The 19,593-nt window shown below is 72.2% G+C and carries 12 protein-coding genes; 5 read left to right on the top strand and 7 right to left on the bottom strand.

Translation table 11 applies throughout. The features are described 5' to 3' along the window. Positions 1–60 precede the first annotated feature (60 nt). Complete coding sequence (locus tag ACZ6S6_RS02395) at positions 61–555, bottom strand: MarR family winged helix-turn-helix transcriptional regulator (protein ID WP_469703284.1); 495 nt, start codon at positions 553–555, stop codon at positions 61–63. Between the two features lie 186 nt (positions 556–741). Between ACZ6S6_RS02395 and ACZ6S6_RS02400 the strand changes: the two genes are divergently transcribed. From ACZ6S6_RS02400 to ACZ6S6_RS02420, 5 genes are all read left to right on the top strand, one after another. Beyond that, on the top strand, positions 742–1,230 hold the full coding sequence (locus tag ACZ6S6_RS02400; protein WP_469703826.1) for a carboxymuconolactone decarboxylase family protein: 489 nt from the start codon (positions 742–744) through the stop codon (positions 1,228–1,230). A gap of 75 nt (positions 1,231–1,305) precedes the next feature. After that, positions 1,306–3,249, top strand: coding sequence for a hypothetical protein (locus ACZ6S6_RS02405; protein ID WP_469703286.1), 1,944 nt, complete (start codon positions 1,306–1,308; stop codon positions 3,247–3,249). A 79-nt stretch (positions 3,250–3,328) separates the two neighbouring features. Next, positions 3,329–4,234: a metal-dependent hydrolase gene (locus tag ACZ6S6_RS02410; protein ID WP_469703288.1), complete on the top strand. Its 906-nt coding sequence runs from the start codon at positions 3,329–3,331 to the stop codon at positions 4,232–4,234. A gap of 8 nt (positions 4,235–4,242) precedes the next feature. Further along, positions 4,243–5,319, top strand: coding sequence for a PDR/VanB family oxidoreductase (locus tag ACZ6S6_RS02415; RefSeq protein WP_469703829.1), 1,077 nt, complete (start codon positions 4,243–4,245; stop codon positions 5,317–5,319). A gap of 60 nt (positions 5,320–5,379) precedes the next feature. After that, positions 5,380–6,102: a TetR/AcrR family transcriptional regulator gene (locus ACZ6S6_RS02420; protein ID WP_469703290.1), complete on the top strand. Its 723-nt coding sequence runs from the start codon at positions 5,380–5,382 to the stop codon at positions 6,100–6,102. Between the two features lie 17 nt (positions 6,103–6,119). Here ACZ6S6_RS02420 and ACZ6S6_RS02425 read toward each other — a convergent pair whose 3' ends face one another. The 6 genes from ACZ6S6_RS02425 to ACZ6S6_RS02450 all read right to left on the bottom strand — a co-directional run bounded on the left by ACZ6S6_RS02425 (position 6,120) and on the right by ACZ6S6_RS02450 (position 19,533). After that, positions 6,120–6,470, bottom strand: a complete 351-nt coding sequence (locus ACZ6S6_RS02425) for a 5-carboxymethyl-2-hydroxymuconate Delta-isomerase (RefSeq protein WP_362965298.1) — start codon at positions 6,468–6,470, stop codon at positions 6,120–6,122. A 78-nt stretch (positions 6,471–6,548) separates the two neighbouring features. Continuing rightward, on the bottom strand, positions 6,549–8,585 hold the full coding sequence (locus ACZ6S6_RS02430; RefSeq protein ID WP_362965296.1) for an ATP-binding protein: 2,037 nt from the start codon (positions 8,583–8,585) through the stop codon (positions 6,549–6,551). A gap of 197 nt (positions 8,586–8,782) precedes the next feature. Beyond that, entirely contained in the window at positions 8,783–14,110 is a 5,328-nt protein-coding gene (pulA, locus tag ACZ6S6_RS02435) for a pullulanase-type alpha-1,6-glucosidase (protein ID WP_469703293.1), read from the bottom strand. 111 nt (positions 14,111–14,221) lie between these two features. Continuing rightward, a complete protein-coding gene (locus ACZ6S6_RS02440) occupies positions 14,222–15,952 on the bottom strand; it encodes a carbohydrate-binding module family 20 domain-containing protein (protein ID WP_469703295.1) in 1,731 nt (576 codons plus the stop codon). An 849-nt stretch (positions 15,953–16,801) separates the two neighbouring features. Next, on the bottom strand, positions 16,802–17,872 hold the full coding sequence (locus tag ACZ6S6_RS02445; RefSeq protein WP_469703297.1) for a LacI family DNA-binding transcriptional regulator: 1,071 nt from the start codon (positions 17,870–17,872) through the stop codon (positions 16,802–16,804). After that, positions 17,857–19,533, bottom strand: coding sequence for a glycoside hydrolase family 13 protein (locus ACZ6S6_RS02450; RefSeq protein ID WP_362965288.1), 1,677 nt, complete (start codon positions 19,531–19,533; stop codon positions 17,857–17,859). The genes ACZ6S6_RS02445 and ACZ6S6_RS02450 overlap by 16 nt, the downstream gene beginning before the upstream one ends. Between the last annotated feature and the right edge of the window lie 60 nt (positions 19,534–19,593).

A 19,593-nucleotide genomic window follows, 5' to 3' on the forward strand; every position in this document is an offset into this window, starting at 1 on the left:
GGTGCCTGACAGATACGTCCTATCTCTCGCCCGTAAAGTCCAAGCCCTCACCGGTTCCGGTCAGCCGTTGAACCAGCTCGTCGCGTCGAGTCGGAAGGCGTCCGCGGGGGCCATGGTGCGCAGGTCGGACTCCAGGGCGGCGACCCGTTCGGCGCCGAGCGTCCGGACCCATCCGGCGCGCAGCCGGTCGAAGCCCTCGGCGGAGCGCACCAGTACGTCGACCCCGCGCGGGGAGAGCCGGACCAGCTTGCGGCGGCCGTCCTGCGGATCGTCGGCGCGCTCGACGTAACCGAGGCTTTCGAGCCGGTCGACGGTCTTCCCGGCGGCCTGCTTGGAGACGCCCAGCCGCCGGCCGATCTCACTGGCGGTCGCCCCGTCACGGCCCACCGCCTGGAGCGCGTAGCCGTACGCGGGGCGCACCTCGGGGTGGCCCTGTTCGGCCAGCTCGCGGTGGAGGTCGTCGATGATCGACCGGAAGCCGGCGAAGAGCAGCAGGGGCAGCTCGAAGCCCGCGCCGGCGCCGCCCGGAGAGGCCTCTCCCGTGCGCTCAGCCATTGCGGTACTCGACAACCTGGTTTACCTTTTCGTCAATCACGTTGTCGAGTTTACCGCGAGAGGTCAGCCATGCCCGCGCCCGTCTCCCCCGACCACGCCCACCCCCACTCCCCCCTCCGCTCCCCCTTCCCCTCTCCCTTTCCCGAGCACAGCCTCGAATCCGCTCCCGCCGAGTCCCGCCCCGCCATGGCGGCCGTGGCGGCGAAGCAGGGCCATCTGCCCGCCGCCGTCGGCCTGCTCGCCTCTTCGCCGGAGCTGCTCAACGGCTTCCTGAGGATGAGCGCGCTCTTCGAGTCGACCACCCTGGACCAGCTCTCCCGCGAGGTCCTGATCATGACGGTGGCCACCCGTAACGGCTGTCACCTGTGCGTGGCGATGCACACCGCGAAGCTCACCGCCCTCGGCGCGGACAGCGAACTCATCGCCGCCCTGCGCGGCGGGAGCCCGCTGCCGCTTCCGGACGAACGACTTGAGGCGGTACGGCAGTTCACCCTTGCCGTGATCGACACGAGCGGGGCCGTGGACGACGCGGCACTCCAGTCGTTCCTGGCGCACGGCCACACCGCCCGCAACGCGCTGGAAGTGGTCCTGGGGATCGGCGCCTACACCGTGTCGACCCTCGCCAACCGGATGACGGCGGCGCCCGTCGATCCTCAACTGGCCCGTTTCGCCTGAGGCCTGGGACGGGGAGCGATCCCAGAGGCACCCGGCCCGGAGTGACCATCGCACGATTCGCTCGTTCAGCTGAATGTGCGCCCACTGCCAGAGGTACCGTCAGCCGCCGCCCCGGTCGATGCGGAGCAGGCCGAGGCCTCGCTCGTCGAGCACTACCCGAGACTGGTCCGGCTCGGCTATCTCGCCCTGCCGCCCACGCTGAGCCGCAGCCGGCGCGTCCTCGCGGCCCACGCCCTGGCCCAGCGCTCCCTTCAGTCCGCGCGCGGGGCCGGTCCGGCGGGCGGCTCGGGCGTCCCGCTGCCGCGCCGCCCCGGCCGTGCGGAGGCCGCCGCGCCCGGTTACGCGTACGTCAGGCGGCAGGTGCTGCGCGGCGCGCTGGCGGCGGGGATGCCCCTGCGGCTGCGGTTGTGGCGCTCCCCGTTGCCGCCCGTCCTTCCGCTGGTCTGGGGGCTGCGGCTGTTCCCGCACTCCGGTGGGGCCGGCGAACTCGCGCTGGAGCAGCGGCTGTCGGCGCTGAGCGGACCGGCGCGCGCCGCGTTCGTCCTGCGTGGCCTCGAATCGCTCGCGGACGGCGAGGTCCGGCGGGAGCTGGCCGCCGCCGGGGTGACGGACCCGCACGCGGCCCTGCGGGAGGCGGACGGGGTGCCGGCGCCGTACGCGCTGCTCTCCTCGCCCGGGTTCGACCCGTGCTCGCTCCGGGCCGGGCCGCCGGATCTGCCGCGCCGCCGCAGATTCGCGCGGGCCGCGCTGGCCGCCGCCGCCGCGCTCGTGGTGTGCGGGACGCTGCTGGGGCTGCCGGGCGGCGGCTGGGGGCGCGAGGGGCCGGCCGCGCCGCCGTACGCGCGCAATCCGGCCGCCGAGGAGGCCCTGGATCCGGGGGCGTTGCGGATGGTGACGGCGTCGTTCTGGCGGCGTTCACCGCGTACCGACTTCACCGCCTGGCCCACCCGGGGCGACCGCACCGAGGACACCCGGCTGCTGCGGCGGGCGCTGACGGTATGGGCGCGGCCGGGCAGCGGGGTGCGGACGTCGGCGACGCCGCGGACGCCCACGGGGCCGCCGATGGGGGCCCCGCAGCTGCTGTACGCGGGCGAGGTGGGCGCGTCGGCGGTGGTGCTGTTCTACGACGGGCTGCGCGTCGTGCGGTACGCGGAGCCCCGTAACGCCGATCCGTCCGAGGGCGCGGCGCTCGACTTCGCCCGGGTCGACGGGGCGGACGCGACGTCGTCGGGCGCCCTGGTGGTGGACCGCGCGGGGGGCCGGGTCCGCTATCTGACGGCGCCCTGGGTACGGCAGGTGTCGGTACGGGATCTGCTCGCGCCGGACCGTGCGCCGCGCCCGCTGCACCGTTCCCCGGACGGGGTGACCGACGCGCTGACCACTGCGGGGGCCACGGACGGCTGCCGGTCCTGGGACGCGGTCGCACTGACCGACGGCACGGCGGTCCGCCTGATGACGGATCTCGGTGAGCTCGCCCCGGCCCGGCTGACCTCGGGCCCGCCATCGAAACCGCACGACGTGTCGGGGCGGGCCGAGTTCGAGAGCTGGGCGCGGACCGCCTGTCTGCTGCCCGCGGTGCGTTCGCACGGTGTGCGGTCGGTCAACTCCTGGACGTACGCGACGCAGCCGCTGCCCGAGGGGGGCGGTTCGGCCCAGTGGCTGTGCACCCGGGCGGAGACCTGGCGGGGCACCGGGAGCCGGGTCCTCGCCCAGTTCCAGGCGCCGTCCGCGCGGCCGTCCGGGAGCCGTCCGCAGGGGGCCGTCGCGGCGCGCTCCGAGGACTCCCCCGCGTGCGGCTCGCGCATGCCGCGAGTACTGGCGGGTGTGCTGTGGAAGTCGCACGGCGGCCGGTGGTACGTGCTCGCGGCGGGCAGCGAGCAGTTCACCTCGCTGACCACGTCGGGCGGGGTGGCGGGGAGCACGCGGGGGCGGCTGCTCACGGTGCCCGCCGGTGCGGGGGACCGGGCGGATCTGGACGGGCGGCTGGCCGACGGCAGCCGGGCCAGGGCTCTGCGGTGAGCTCGGGCCGGCGGGGACGGGCTCAGGAAGTCGCCGCAGGCCCCTATTCCCCGGGCCTACCCCTCAGTACATTGACAACATGTCTAACACGCAGCCAGCGGCGGTCGCGTCGGAGCGGATCGCGCTCAAGGCCCGCCGGGTCTCCTTCTCCTGGGACAGGACGCCCCTGCACTGGGTGCCGGGCGATCCGTTCACCACGCACACCATCAATGTGCTCCATCTGCTGCTCCCGGCCGGGGAACGCTGGTTCATCCACGTCTACCGCCAGGTGCTTCCGTACATCCATGACGAGCGACTGCGTGAGGACGTCATCGGGTTCATCGGCCAGGAGGCGATGCACTCCCAGGCCCATGACGACGTACTCCCGCACCTGAGGGAGCTGGGCCTCGACCCGACCCCGTACACGGCCCAGGTCGACTGGCTCTTCGAGAAGCTGCTCGGCGACCGGACGCTGCCGCCGGGGCGGGCACGCGAGTGGTGGCTGATGGAGCGGGTGGCGACGATAGCCGCGATAGAGCACTACACCGCGTTCCTCGGTGACTGGATACTGAACGCCGAGGAGCTGGACCGGCGGGGCGCCGACCCCACGATGCTGGATCTGCTGCGCTGGCACGGCGCGGAGGAGGTCGAGCACCGGTCGGTCGCCTTCGATGTGTTCACGCATGTCGACGGCGGATACCGGCGGCGGGTGCGGACCTGGGCGACGGCGTTCTCCGCACTGGCCTTCCTCTGGCAGCGCGGTGCCCGGTTCTTCATGGAGAACGACCCCGGCTTGCTGGGCGGCAAGGCGTCGTTCCGGCAGTTCTACAACAGCGGCAGGCAGGGCACCCTGCCCAGCACGCCCTCGATGCTGCGTTCGATCCCGCGCTATCTGAGCCGCGGGTACCACCCCACCCAGGAGGGCAGTACGGCGCAGGCCGTCGACTACCTCGCCCACTCGCCCGCCGCGGTCGCCGCCGAGGCCCGCACCACGGAAGCCGGCTGACCATGCCCCTGCCCCTCCCCCGGCTGCGTACCGCCGTCGTGGTGGCCGGTGCCGCGCTGCTCGCCAGGCGGGCGATGCGCCGGCGCATAGAGAAGTCCCCGCTGTGGCCGCTGCCCGCGCTGGAGGAGCCCGTCTCCGGCCACTCGCGGCGCCGCTCCACCACCGGCCTGCGGCTGCTGATCACCGAGCGGTCCACCCCCGCGGACGGGGTCGTGCTGCTCCGCCTGAAGGGCTCCGGCCTGCCGCGCTGGCAGCCCGGCGCCCATCTGGACCTAGTGCTGCCGTCCGGGCTGATCCGCCAGTACTCGCTGTGCGGCGACCCGGCCGACCCCGACTCGTACACCGTCGCGACCCGGCTCGCCGAGGACGGCCGGGGCGGCTCCAGAGAGGTGCACGAACGGCTCCACGTGGGCGAGGAGGTCGAGGTCCGCGGCCCGCGCAACCGCTTCCCGCTGGCGGACGCCCCCGCGTACGTCCTGGTCGCGGGCGGCATCGGCATCACACCGATCCTGCCGATGCTGCGCGCGCTCGCCGCCTCCGGAGCCAACTGGCGGCTGCTGTACGGGGGCCGCAGCCGGGCGACCATGCCGTTCCTGGAGGAGATCGGGGAACTGGACGCGGACGGCGGCCGGGTCACCCTCGTACCGCAGGACGAGGCGGGCCACCCGGACGTCGCCGCGGCACTGGCGGACGCGGCGGCGGGCACGGCGGTCCACTGCTGCGGCCCGGAGCCCCTGATGGAGGCGGTCGCCGCCGCGCTCCCGCCCGGCTGCACCCTGCACCTGGAACGCTTCTCCGCGGCGGCCCCGGACGCCACCGGCTCCGCGGCCTTCGAGGTGGAGCTGCGCCGCTCGGGCCGCACGGTCCGGGTGGCGGCGGGCCGGTCGGCGCTGGCCGCCGTGCGCGCCGAGCTGCCGCACCTCGCGTACTCCTGCGAGCAGGGCTTCTGCGGTACGTGCCAACAGCGCGTCCTGGAGGGCGAGGTGGACCACCGGGACGATCTGCTGACGGACGCGGAGCGGCGGGACTCGATGCTGATCTGCGTGTCACGGTGCCGGGGCGAGCGGCTGGTGCTCGATCTGTAGGCGGCCGGGACGGGACCCGCGCGCCGCGCCCCGGCCGCGCCGGTCGGTACGCTGTTCCTCATGACGACCGGGGTGCGGCGCAGGATGGGCGTCGAGGAGCGCAGGCAGCAGCTGATCGGTGTCGCGCTGGAGTTGTTCAGCCACCGCTCCCCCGACGAGGTGTCGATCGACGAGATCGCCGCCGCCGCCGGGATCTCGCGGCCGCTGGTCTACCACTACTTCCCGGGCAAGCAGAGTCTGTACGAGGCGGCGCTGCGCCGGGCGGCCGACGAGCTGGCGACCCGGTTCGTGGAGCCGCGCGAAGGCCCCCTGGGCGCACGGCTGCTGCGGGTGATGGGGCGGTTCTTCGCCTTCGTCGACGAGCACGGTCCGGGGTTCGCCGCGCTGATGCGGGGCGGCCCGGCCGTGGGCTCGTCCACGGCGAACGCGATGATCGACGGGGTGCGGCAGGCGGCCTGCGAGCAGATCCTGGCCCACCTGGGGGTCGAGGAGCCCCCGGCCCGGCTGGTGTTGGTCGTACGGTCCTGGGTGTCGCTGGCCGAGTCGACGGCGCTGATCTGGCTGGACGGACGGGACATCCCGCGCGCCGAGCTGGAGTTGCAGCTCGTGCACGACTTCGCGGCGCTGATCGCCGTGAGCGCCGCGTACAACGAGGAGATGGCGGGCATCGTGCTGCGGGTCCTCGCGCGGGAGCCGGCGGACGGGCCGTTCGCAGACCTGCTGGTGCGGCTCTCCGCGCTGGCGCCCGCCGTGCCGGCCGTGCCCCCGCAGCAGCTGCCGTAGCGAGAGCCGGCGCCGGCTCAGCGCTTGCGGTAGGAGGGGTCGAGGTCGCGGGTCTCGGCCGAGAGGTGCAGGGTCAGCCCGTCGGTCGGCCGGATGTGGCCGGCCAGCAGTTCCAGTACCGACTCGGCGAGCCGCGCCTTGAGCTCCGGGGTACGGCCGGCCAGCATCGCGATCTCGATGTGCACGATCGCGTCGCCGTCGGGGGCGTCCGCCACCGCCGTCCCCGCGACCTGGCGGAAGCGGGTCTTGCAGGCGGCGGTCTTCGTACTGACCGTCTCGGCGATCAGTGGGTGCAGCGCCCCCGCGAAGCCGTGGAAGTCGAAGGTCTCGTCGAGCTCGGCGGAGTAGTCGACGGTGATCTGCGGCATGGCGGTCTCCTGGGCGGGGCGCGGGTGGTGGCCGCCCCACTCTTTCCCCGACCGGGGAGGGTGCACAAGCTGGGCCCGCTATGTGAGCAGTTCGCCGTGGAGTGCGAGCGCCAGACCTGCTTCCGCGCTGTCCGCCCGGCCCCGCTCGAAGGCCCGCTGGTAGGCGGCGTCGCCCACGGCCTCGCGGGCCCGGCGCTCGCAGGCCTCGCGCAGCGGGCCCAGCTCCGGGGTGCCGCGCTGCGGGTGGCCGACCATCCGCCAGTAGAGCTGTCCGGTGCCGTACACCCGGGCGGCGTGGGCGCCCTCGCCCTGGGCGGCGACCGCGGCGGCCAGGATGTCGAGGCCGAGCGCGATGCCGAAGCTGTCGCGGAGCCGGTGCTTGCCGGCGAGCATGGCCCTGGCATGCGCGGCGGCCGCCTCGGCGCGGCCCTGGAGCAGGGCGATCAGCGCGAGTTGGTAGTCGACGTAGCTGCGGGTCCAGCACTCGTCCATGGCCTCGCAGGCCGCGCGCAGGACGACCGCGGCCTCGGCTGCCTCGTCCAGCCGGCCGAGGCTGGTCAGGGCGAAGACGGTGATCAGGTGGCAGCGCAGCCGGTAGGCCGATTCGAGGGGGGTGCACGCCTCGGTGCTGCGCAGCACCCGGTCCGCCTCGCGCAGGCTCAGATCGGGCCGGCCGACCATGAGATGGGTGAGGCCGCGCAGGTACGCGGCGGCGAGGATGCCCTCGTCGGGCCCGTCTGCGGCCGCCGCCCGTACGCATTCCGCGCCGATCCGCTCGGCGGCCGGGTAGTCGCCCTGGAGCATCACGCACATGCCGAGCACCCACAGGGCCCGGGTGCGGTGCGGGCCCTGTGCCGGGCCGAGGTCCAGGGCGCGCTGCGCGTAGCCGCGGGTCTGCGGCAGGTGGCCGCAGCAGCACCAGAAGAACCCGATCCGGCCGGCCATCTCCTGGGCGGCGGTGGTGTCGTGGGCGAGCAGGTGGTCGAGGGCCGCGCACAGGTCGGCGTGCGTGTCGGCGATGCGGTGGTACCAGCTGATCTGGTCGTCGCCGGTCCAGCCCGCGTGGGCGTTGCGGGCCAGTTGCAGGAAGCAGGCGGCGTGCCGGTCGGCCGCGGCGCGTTCCTCGCCCAGTTCGGCCAGCCACATCCGGCCGTACTCACGGAGGGTGTCCAGCATCCGGTGGCGCAGGCCGTCGCGCACGACGACCGATTTGGCCACCAGCCCGCGCAGTGCGGTGCGGACCCCGTCCCCGGTGAGCGGTCCCCCGGCGCAGACCTCGCGGGCCGTGGCCTCGTCGAAGTCGCCCCGCAGCACGGCCAGCCGGGCCCAGAGCAGCCGTTCCAGCGGGGTGCACAGTTCATGGCTCCAGCCGATGGCGGTGCGCAGGGTGCGGTGGCGCTGCGGCCGGATCGACGCGTCGGAGAGCAGATCGAGGCGGGAGCCGATCCGCAGCGCGATCTGTTCGACGGTGTGCCGCCCGGTGCCCGCCGCCGCGAGTTCGATGGCGAGCGGAATGCCTTCCAGCCGGCGGCAGATCTCGGCGGCCGCCGCGACGGTGGCCGGTTCGTGGAACACGGTGCCCGGTGCCGCCGCGATGGCCCGGTCCCGGAACAGGGTGAGGGCGTCGGCGGCGCCGTCCACGGGCAGCGGCTCCACCTCCACCAGCTGCTCGGCCTTGATACCGAGCGGCTGTCTGCTGGTGGCGAGCACCGTGAGTCCGGGTGAGGTGGTGAGGATCTCGCCCAGGAGGTGGGCGCAGGCGGGGCGCAGGTGTTCGCAGGAGTCCAGGACGAGCAGCAGCTCTTTGTCGGCGAGCCACTCGCACAGTACGTCCATGGGCATCCGCAGGGTGTGGTCGCTGAGCCCGACCGCGTCGGAGACGGTGGCGAGGAGCAGTCCGTCGTCGTGGAGCGGGGCGAGGTCGGCCCACCAGACGCCGTCGCGGTATCCGGGTTCCGCGCGGCCGGCCGCGCGGACCGCCAGCCGGGTCTTGCCGACCCCGCCGGCTCCGGTGAGCGTGGTCAGCCGGCGGGTGGCGAGGGCGCGTTCGATCCGGCCCAGCTCCGTCTTCCGTCCGACGAAGCTCGTGGTCTCCTCGGGGATGTAGCTCACCATCGTCACCGTCGCTGAACAGGTGGAGAGGCCGGGTCCCCGTCCCCGCGCCCGGTACGGCACCGGCGGGGCCGACGGTGCGGCTGCCTGTGCGTACGGGGCGGGGGCCGGGACCCGGCCGGGTGGAGTGGGAGGGCGCGCCGGGGGGTGCGGTGGTGCGGCTCTCCCCGGCGGCTGGCCTCACGGTAGACCTGTTGCGGTCAGCGCAACGAGAACACCGCCACTGTCCGCCCCGGGACGGTGAAACTTCCCGAACTCCGCTCGTACGTCGACTGCTTCACGGTACGATCCGCGCCCGCAGCCTGGACGGGGTACAGGGCGTAGTTCCTTCCCGCCAGGGCGGCGACCTTCTGCGTGGTGGCGCCGGGGGCGGCGTTGAGGACGACCACCAGCTTCCCGAGCCGCATGGTGATCACTCCGGGGGTCTCGTCCTTGCCGGAGAGCGGGAAGGAGAGGGCGGACTGCACCTGCCCCGCGGTGGAGAGGCCGAAGTCCTTCTCGGTGGCGCGGATGGTGAGCAGGTCCCGGTACGCGGCCGAGGCGCCGTTGATCTGTGCGCACCCCGGACTGATCGCGGCGTTGGTCAGCAGCGGCTTGGCATAGGGCCACTTGTCCTCGTTGTCGGCGGCGGGCGGCAGTCCGCGGCCGAAGCCGTTGCCCGCGCGGCAGTCCCAGTGCAGCGCGTTGAACCAGTCACCGCTGTCGAAGGAGTTGCGGTCCAGGGACTTGGAGCGCAGCAGGTCGGTGCCGGCCTGGGAGAGCGAGGGGCCCTGCGAGAGGGTGGCCGTCGCCATGGCCAGGACCTGCGTTCTGGCCCGGTCGGCTGCCGAAGTGCCCGCCGGGAGCTTGAAGGCGAGGGTGTCGTACAGCGTCTCGTTGTCGTGGGCGTCGGCGTAGGCGAGGGCGTCACCGGGGGCCGCGGCGTATCCGGCCGGGGCTCCGTTGTAGTCGACGTCCGAACCCTTGACCGTGCTGCCCGAGCTGTCGGTGAAGGTGTAGCCGGCGAGGCTGCCGGTGAGCCCGACCTTGATCAGGTCCTGGTAGTGGAGCAGCCGGGCCTTCTGCTCGGCCTTCGTACCGTTTGCGGTGGAGGTGTTGGGGTCGGTGTAGAGGCCGGTGGCGAAGCCCTGCACACCGGGGTCCTCGTCGAACGGGCTGCCGCCGCGCACCGCGTCGCGGGCCCGGTCGGAGAAGGTGGCGACGCCGGTGCCGGCCATGTTCTTCTGGGTGGCCTGGACGAAGCGGGCGTCGTCGGCGATCTCACCGAAGTTCCAGCCCTCCCCGTACAGGATGATCTTCTTACCGTCGACCCCGTCCTTGGCGACGGTCAGGGCGTCGAGGGCCTTGCGGACGGCCAGGATGTTCGCCTTGGGGTGGTGTCCCATCAGGTCGAAGCGGAAGCCGTCGACCTTGTACTGCCTGGCCCAGGTGACGACCGAGTCGACGACGAGCTTGCCCATCATGGTGTTCTCGGGCGCGGTGTTGGCGCAGCACGTGGAGGTGGCGACGGTGCCGTCCTCCAGCAGCCGCTGGTAGTAGCCGGGCACGATGCGGTCGAGGACGGACTTGTCGTCCTGGCCGGAGGCGACGGTGTGGTTGTAGACGACGTCCATGACGGTCCGCAGACCGGCGCCGTTCAGCCCCTGCACCATCTGCCGGAACTCGACCGTGCGCCGGGTGCCGTCCGGGTCGGAGGCGTAACTGCCCTCCGGGACGGTGTAGTGCAGCGGGTCGTAGCCCCAGTTGAACGCGTCCTTCGCGGCGGTCTTCGCCACGCAGGCCTGCTGCTCCTGGGAGTCGGGGGCGTAGACGGACAGGTCGCAGGCGGGCCTCTGCTGGTCCTTCTTCTTCTCGGGGATGGTGCCGATGTCGAAGGCGGGCAGCAGGTGGACGTAGCCGGTGCCGGAGTCGGCGAGCTGCTTGAGGTGCTTCATCCCGTCGGAGCGGGTGTCGGTGAAGGCGAGGTACTCGCCGGGGTGCTTGGACGTGGGGTCCGCGATCGAGAAGTCGCGGATCTGGAGTTCCTGGATCCGGGCGTTCCGCAGCGGCACCGCGGCGGGCTTGCGCAGCCCGTCCCAGCCCTTGGGCGCGAGCTTGCTGTCGTCGAGGTCGACCACGAGGCTCCGGGCGGAGTCGGTGGTCAGCGCGGTGGAGTAGGGGTCGGTGACCTTGTTGGTGACGAGCCTCTGGACGGTGGGCGCCCAGACCTTCACCACGTACCGGTAGGGCTTGCCGTTCCAGTCCCGCTTCCCGGTGACCGACCAGACGCCGGTGCGGTCGTCGCGCCGCATCGGGACGGTACGGCCGCCGAGTTCGAGCGAGACGGTACGGGCGGTGGGCGCCCAGACGGACAGCGTCGGGGTGCCGTGCCGGAAGACCGGTCCGAGCGAGGCGCCGCTCGCCGGCTTCCCGTAGAGGTCGTCGAGCACCCCCGCGCTCTGTACGCCGGTGGCGGCGAGCAGGGCGCCGTTGACCGCGCGCTGGGTGGCGATCAGCTGGCCGCGCAGGGCGTCACGGACCCTGTCCCGGTCACGGGCGTCCACGGTGAACGCCGGGTAGTCCTTGAGGTGCGGGTACTTCGCCTTCTGCGCGTCGGTCAGCGCGGACGGGCTGAGCCGCAGCCACTGGCCCTCGTCGGAGAGTGCGCCGTCGACGACGGAGATCCCGCCGCTCGATGCGTAGACGAGCTGCTGGCTGGTGGCGTCGGTGGCCTTCACCTTCCAGACGACGGTGCTGGAGTCGATCCACTGCGCCTCGGCCCTGGTGAGGTCGGGGGCGGGGACGCCGCCGGCCTGCGGCAGCAGATAGCCGGCCGCGCCGCCGAGCATCCACACCTCGTGGCCGTTGCTCGCGATGTCGAGGGACTGGTCGCTGGGCAGGTCCTTCTCGTCGCCCCGGTGCAGGATGTAGCTGAGCGAGGTGGCCCCGTCGGTGAGCGGGACCTCGAACGTGAGACCCGAGGCGTCCTTCTTCACCGGCTGGAGCGGCTTGGCCCAGTCGGTGGGCTCCTTGGCGCCGGTCCAGGTGTGCAGCCCCCAGCCGTCGTAGTCGCCGTCGGCCCGGTAGTAGTGCAGGACGGCCTTGCCGGTGTCCTGCGGTGGGTAGGCGCCGTCGGGGGCGGTGGCCGACTGGCCGTCCTCACCGTGCGCGATCCAGACCTGTCCGGTCGTGGCCAGGTCGACGGAGCGCTCCGGCCCGTCGGCGGCGCCGTCCTTCTCAACGGTGTACGGGACCGCCGACGCGTCCTCGGGCACCTTGATCCAGGCGAAGGCGCCGTAGGCGTCCCGCCCGGTGAAGTCCGCGGTGGTGTCGCCGGACCTGGCCTGCCAGCCGTCGTAGTCGCCGTCGGCGCGCTTGTAGTGGATGACGGCGTAGTCGCGTTCGACGGCCACGGGCTTCGCCGGGGCGGGTGCCTGTCCGGCGGTCGAGGAGGCGAGGGCGCTCGCGGTGCGCCCGGCGCGGTCGATCACAACGGCTTTGTAGCGCAGGGGCGTTCCGGCGGCGGTCGCCTCGCCGATGGTCTGGGTGACCTTGTACGGGGCGTGGTCGGCGGAACCGAGCGTGGTCCACTTCCCGTTGCCCTGCTGGGCGGCGAAGACGACCCGGTCGAGGGAGCCGCCGGGCACGTCGGCGGTCAGCTCGACGGTGCCGGTGGCTCCGGCGGCCGGCGCCTTCAGGGAGATCGCGGGCCGGGCGGCGGGGGCGCCGAGCGGCTTCTCGGCACGGAGCACGATGCTGGACAGGGCCGGGACCGTGAACTTGATCTTCTTGTCGGCGCCGCTGCGGACCGTACCGGAACCGCCGTACAGGGTACGGAAGTCCGTCCGGGCGGACTCGGTGGGCAGCTCGACGGTCTTCGCACCGGTGCCGTTGTTGGTGGCGACGACGTACTCGTTGCTGTGCGCCGGGTCCGTACGGGAGAAGGCGTAGAGGGAGCCCTCGGCGTACCGCTCGGTCTGGACGCCGTCCCGCAGCGCCGGGTTCTTCCTGGTCAGCTCGGAGAGCGCGGCGATGGAGCGGTAGATCGGGTGCTTGGTGTCGTAGGCGTCGGAGGCGTGCGTGCGGTCGGTGCCCAGCTCGTCGTCGTCGAGGTAGTCGGCGGTCTTCGAGGCGAACATGGTCTGGCGGGCGTCCTTGTCGCCGCCGTCGCCCGTGAAGCCCTGCTCGTCGCCGTAGTAGACGACCGGGTTGCCGCGGCTGAGGAACATCACCTCGTTGGCCAGCCGGGCACGCTTCACCAGCTCCGCGTCACCGGCCCCGGGGTTGTCCTGCTTGAGGAAGGTGCCGATGCGCCCCATGTCGTGGTTGCCGAGGAAGGTCACCTGCTCGTAGGCGTTGGCCTTGTCGGTGGTGTACCGGTAGTCGTCCGCGAAGACGGCGGCGAGCTTCGAGGCCGGGGCGCCCTGCGAGGCGTACTGGCGGGCCGCTTCCTGGAAGGGGAAGTCGAGTGTCGCGTCCAGCCGCCCCCGGGTGACGTAGGGCGAGGTGATCGCGGTGTCGGCGGAGTAGACCTCGCCGAACATGAAGAAGTCCTTGCGCCCGTGCTTGGCGGCATACGCGTCGAGCGCGGTCGCCCACTGGGTCCAGAAGTCCAGGTCGACGTGTTTGACGGTGTCGATGCGGAAGCCGTCGATGCCGAAGTCGCGGACCCACTTCTCGTAGATCTTCTCCATGCCGGAGACGACCTCGGGCCGTTCGGTCCACAGGTCGTCGAGCCCGGAGAAGTCGCCGTACGTGGTGGACTCGCCGGCATAGGTCGAGTCACCGCGGTTGTGGTACATCGTCGGGTCGTTGAGCCAGGACGGCGTCTTGCCGCCGGTGGTGACCGGCTTGTACGGGAAGGAGTCGGCGTCCACCTTCGCCATGCCCGCGGCGTCGTCGAAGGGGCGGCCGGTCCGGTCGAGGTACGGGTAGGCGCCCTTGGGTTTGTAGCCGTACGTCTTCTCGGCGTAGTCGACGGTGTCGGCGGTGTGGTTGGTGATGACGTCGAAGAAGACCTTCATGCCCTTGCTGTGGGCCTTGTCGATCAGCTTCGTCAGGTCGGCGTTGGTGCCGAAGTGCGGGTCGACCCGGGTGAAGTCGGTGATCCAGTAGCCGTGGTAGCCCGCCGAGGCGTCCTTGCCGGTGCCTTGGACGGGCCGGTTCTTGAAGATCGGGGCGAGCCAGATCGCGGTGGTGCCGAGCCCCTTGATGTAGTCGAGCCTGCTGGTCAGCCCCTTGAGGTCGCCGCCCTGGTAGAACCCCTTGTCGGTGGGGTCGTACCCGGTCTCCAGCCGGGAGCCCGTCAGCCCGCCCCGGTCGTTGCCGGTGTCGCCGTTGGCGAACCGGTCGGGCATCACGAAGTAGAACTGCTCACGGGTCAGATCGTGGCGGGCGGGCTGTGCGGCCAGCTTGGCGTCCGACGGCGCGGCGGGCGGCCTGGCCGCCGCGGCGGGCAGCGCGGGCACGAGGGCCGCGCACAGGGCGGCCGCGACGACGGCGGCGGGCGCCGCTCTTCGCGCGGGCACGCGCGGGGACGGACGTATCACTCGGGCTCTCCTCGAAGGGGTACGGGTGCGGGGCCGGACGGGCTGAACACGCCCGTCCGGCGATTGAGGACACGGCGCGGCCGGGAGACCGCGCGGTCCACGGGCGGGACGTCAGCCGCGCCAGACGTCACCGGTCAGCGCGGCCTTGCCGGAGGAGGGCACGGTGGCCGTGCGGTTGGCGCCGCTCTCCCAGGTGACGTTGCCGCTCGCGTCCTTGCGGACGTACTTGTACTCGAACGACGTACCGGCGGGCAGGCTCACGTCGAGCTTCCAGACCGGGTACGCGGCCGGGTCCAGCTTCAGCGCGGCGTCGGGGTTCCAGTTGCCGAGGGCGGACTGGTTGCCGGTGACGTAGATGTTCTGGCCGAGCTGGGTGGTGGCGTTGACGCCGAAGGAGGCGCCGGAGGTGCCCGTGCCGGGATCGGTCGGGTCGGTCGGGTCCGTCGGGCCGGTGCCGCCGCCGGAGCAGGTGCGGGCGCCGCTCTGGAGGGCGAGGGCGGTGTTGGCGCCGAGCGTGGCGGTGAACTGGCCGGAGCCGTTGACGGTGACGCCGTCGCCGGACTGGATGTCGCAGTAGTCGCCGGCGGGCAGCGAGGTCTGGAAGGTACGGGTCAGCGAGGAGCCCTCGTGGTTGATCGCGACGTACGCCTTGGAGCCCCGGCCGAAGGCGATCCGGTCGCCGCCGTCGTCCCACCAGTCGGTGACGGACTCACCGCGCGCGGTGTTGCGGAAGCCGACCATGGAGGAGATCTCGCGCCAGGCGTGCTGGCACTTCCAGCCGTCGCTGTAGCAGGCGTTGACCGTGCCGCCGTTGGGCGGACCGGCGTCCTTGTCGGACCACTCGTAGCCGGAGTGGACGTCGGGCGAACCGTAGGGCCAGGCCAGCATGAACACGCTGGCGAGCGTGTAGTTGGCGCCGTCCTTGTAGTTCAGCGTCTCACCGTTGCGCTCGGTGTCGTGGTTGTCGACGAAGACCGCGGCCTTCGAGGAGGACATGAAGCCCCAGCCCTCGCCGAAGTTCTTCAGGTTGGCCAGGTTCTCGTTGTTGAAGACCTGCTTGAGGCTGCGGGCGTAGCGGAATTCCTGGACGTCCCCGGTGCCGGCGTACTCGTCGGGCGAGACGGCCTCGCCGGCTCCGTAGATCGCCTCCTGCTTCCAGTAGGCGCCCGAATTGCTCAGCCGGGACTTGATGTTGGCGAGGTCGTCCTCGGGGATGTGCTTGGCCGCGTCGATGCGGAAGCCGTCGACGCCGAGCGAGAGCAGGTCGTTGAGGTATCCGGCGATCTTGCCGCGTACGTAGTCCTCACCGGTGTCCAGGTCGGCCAGGCCGACGAGTTCGCAGTGCTGGACGTTGTAGCGGTCCTGGTAGTTGCTGATCTGCGCGGTGCAGTCGTCCATGTCCGGTGCGGAGTACAGACCGGGGTAGTCGTACTTCGAGTACGAGGAGCCGCCGGTGCCGGTGCCCGAGCCCGCCGACATGTGGTTGATGACGGAGTCGGCGACGACCTTGACGCCCGCGCTGTGGCAGGTGCTGACCATGCTGGCGAACGAGCTCCGGTCGCCGAGCCGTCCGGCGATCTTGTAGCTGACCGGCTGGTACGAGGTCCACCACTGCCCGCCCTGGATGTGCTCCTGGGGCGGCGAGACCTGTACGTAGCCGTAGCCGGCCGGGCCGAGGGAGTCCTTGCACGCCTGGGCGACCGAGTCGAACTTCCACTCGAAGAGAACCGCGGTGACGTCCTTGGTGCCCGGCGTGGCGGCCTGGGCACTCGTGGCGGGGACCACGAGGGCGGCGGCGCCCGCTATCAGGGCGAGCGCGGCAGACAAGGGTCTGCTGGCCATGTTTTCCTCCTGCGGTGGGGGAAATGCGGGTGACGGTGCAGCCTCGTCCGGCAACGCGCCCTGCCCTCAAGGCTCCTGAATGTTCTTGCTGCAAGAATGCAAACCTTGCCGCGGGGAGACCGTACGAGCCCACCAGGCCCCGGTCAACCCCCTGGACGCGACCCGCTCACACCGCCGAAATACCACAGATTCCTTCCTGCAAGCTCTTACGCAAAACATTGCAGACCTGTTACGTTTCTCCCGACTCCGGTCCGGTCGGCCGGGGGTCCCGTTACCCCGGGCCCCACGCGCCCGGCCGGCCGGGCCGGTCACGGACAAGAGGGGCACCCGGAGTCACCCACTCCCCGCAGGCCCGTTCAGGGCCGGCTCCTGGTGCCTCTCCTGTACGTTCGGACCACTCCCGCGCCCGGCGGGACCACGTCAACGCAGGGCTCGCAGCAGGCGGATTCCTGGCGGGTGGATCATGCGAAGGTATATATGGGGACTAATAACCCGGTGCGCTACCGCTGGAAAATCCTCTTGGGCGGCATCGTGGTCATCGGCGTGTTCATCGTGTCCAGTCCGCTGCCTGGGCCCCTCGATATCGTCGTCCCCGTGGTGGTCGGGACAGGGCTCGGGAGCATGATCGGTAAGTCGGGAACGTCGTGATCGTCTGCCCCGTCTGTCCGGCGGACAAGGTATCCGGCGCCGGTATCACTGTGCTGGTGATGCACAAAGAAGTCCGATGCGCAGACATCGTCTTCAGCTGATGTCCACCCCGTCGCCCCGCAGTTCGCGCGGGTGGCGAGTCCGCGCAGGTGGTGGAAGAAGCCTTCCCGGCCCCCGGCCGGGTCCGCCCGGGGGCCTGCGTCAGGCTCCGCGCGCCGCCGACGCCACCGCCGCCGTCGACCCCCGTACCACCAGCTCCGGCTGGAACACGTACTCCGTGCGCTGTACGGGGCTTCCGCCGATCTCCTCCAGCAGGGCGCCCACCGCGGCCGCCGCCATCGCCTGTACGGGCTGGCGGACCGTGGTCAGCGGTGGGTCGGTGAACGCGATCAGCTGCGAGTCGTCGAAGCCGACCACGGACACGTCGCCCGGCACCACGAGGCCGCGGTCCCGGGCGGCCCGCACCGCGCCCAGCGCCATCAGGTCGCTGCCGCAGACGATGCCCGTGCATCCGCGGTCGAGCAGTGCGGCGGCCGCCACCTGGCCGCCCTCGACGCTGAACAGGGTTGAGCAAACCAGGAGTTCGGCCTCGGCGCGGTCCAGGCCGAGCAACGACACCGCCGCGTCCACGAAGCCGTCCCGCTTGCGGCGGGACGGCACGTAGCGCTGCGGGCCGATCGCCAGGCCGACCCGGCGGTGGCCGAGTTCGGCGAGGTGCCCCACGGCCATCCGCACGGCGGCGGTGTCGTCGGGCGAGACGAACGGGGCGCTGATCCGTTCGTTGTAGCCGTTGATCAGGACGAACGGCACACCTCGGTCGGTCAGCGCGGCGTAGCGCGCCGGGTCGGCCGAGGTGTCGGCGTGCAGCCCGGAGAGGAAGACGATGCCGCCGACGCCGCGTTCGACGAGCTGCTCGACGAGTTCGTCCTCGGTGGCGCCGCCGGGCAGCTGGGTGCAGAGCACCGGCGTGTAGCCGTGACCCGCCAGGACCTGTTCGACGCACTGCGCGAACGCCGGGAAGATCGGGTTGGTGAGTTCGGGTGTCACCAGTCCTATGAGTCCGGCGCTGCGCTGCCGCAGCCGTACCGGGCGCTCGTAGCCCAGGATGTCGAGCGCCGCGAGCACCCGCTGACGCGTGGTGTCCGCGACGCCCGGCTTGCCGTTGAGCACCCGGCTGACGGTCGCCTCGCTGACCGAGGCCTGCCCGGCGATGTCGGAGAGCCTGAGCGCGCTGCCGGCTCTGGGCGGGGGGACGGTCACACCGCCCACCACACCGTGGTGTCGGCCGGCAGCTCGATCTCGGCGCCGTCGGTGGTGACCGGTTCGCTGGACAGCAGGACGGTGCCGCGTACGGGGACGCGGACGGCGGCGCCCGTCGTGTTGACGGTGCAGACGAAGCCGGTGCGGGCGAAGACCAGCAGGCCGTCGGGGGCGTCCAGCCACTCCACCGCGGTGCCCGCGCCGAGTCCGGGGTGTGCCCGGCGGGCGGCGATCGCGGACCGGTACAGCTCCAGGGTGGAGCCGGCCACGCCGGTCTGCGCCTCGATGCTGAGCTCGCCCCAGCCTGCGGGCTGCGGCAGCCAGCTGCCGCCCTCGCCGAAGCCGTACGAACTGCCCTCACGGGTCCACGGGATCGGCACCCGGCAGCCGTCGCGGAAGCCGTCCTGGCCGTCGGCGCGGAAGAACGACGGGTCCTGGCGGGCCTCGTCGGGCAGGTCGGTGACGTCGGGCAGGCCGAGCTCCTCGCCCTGGTAGACGTAGGCGGAGCCGGGCAGCGCCAGCATCAGCAGTGTGGCCGCACGGGCGCGGCGCAGGCCCAGCTCGCGGTCGCCCGCGGTACGGATCTGGGTGCCGAGGCCGGGCGGGTTGGCGAACCGGGTGGCGTGCCGGGTGACGTCGTGGTTGGAGAGCACCCAGGTGGTGGGGGCGCCGACCGGGCGCATCGCGTTCAGCGAGGTGTCGATGACGTCGCGCAGCGCCTGGGCGTCCCAGGAGGTGGCCAGGTACTGGAAGTTGAAGGCCTGGTGCATCTCGTCGGGGCGCACGTAGTTGGCGGTGCGCTCGACGGTCGGGGTCCAGGCCTCGGCCACCGCGACGCGGTCGCCGGGGTACTCGTCGAGGATGGTGCGCCAGCTGCGGTAGATCGCGTGCACCCCGTCCTGGTCGAAGAACGGCATGACGTCGTTCCCCAGCAGCTTCAACTGGTCGTGCGTGCCCAGGTCGGGCAGGCCCTCGGCCTTGACGAGGCCGTGCGCGACGTCGACCCGGAAGCCGTCGACGCCCATGTCGAGCCAGAAGCGCAGGATCGAGCGGAACTCGTCGGCGACGGCCGGGTGTTCCCAGTTGAAGTCGGGCTGCTCGGACGCGAACAGGTGGAGGTACCAGTCGCCGGGCGTGCCGTCCGGGTCGGTGGTCCGGGTCCAGGCCGGTCCGCCGAAGATGGACTCCCAGTCGTTGGGCGGGAGTTCGCCGTCGGTGCCCTTTCCGGGGCGGAAGTGGTAGCGGTCGCGCAGGGCGGAGCCGGGGCCCTCGGCGAGCGCGCGCTTGAACCACTCGTGCTGGTCGGACGAGTGGTTGGGCACCAGGTCGACGATGATCCGCAGGCCCAGGTCGTGGGCGTCGCGGATCAGGGTGTCGGCGTCCAGCAGGGTGCCGAACATCGGGTCGATGGCCCGGTAGTCGGCGACGTCGTACCCGGCGTCGGCCTGTGGGGACGCGTAGAAGGGGCTGAGCCACACCGCGTCGACGCCGAGGTCCCTGAGGTACGGGAGCCGGGCGGTGACGCCTGCGAGATCGCCCATGCCGTCGCCGTTGCCGTCGGCGAAACTGCGCGGATAGACCTGGTAGATCACCGCGTCCTGCCACCAGCCGGTGCGGTGGCCCGGGGCGTCGGTGGACGTGCCGGTGGAGGGGGCAGCGAGGTGCTGGGTCATGTCGTCCCTGGGGTGTCTGGGTGGGGAGTGGCGCCGGAACCGGGTCGGGATGCCGGCGCC

The organism is Streptomyces sp. NPDC048671 (genome assembly GCF_055587045.1).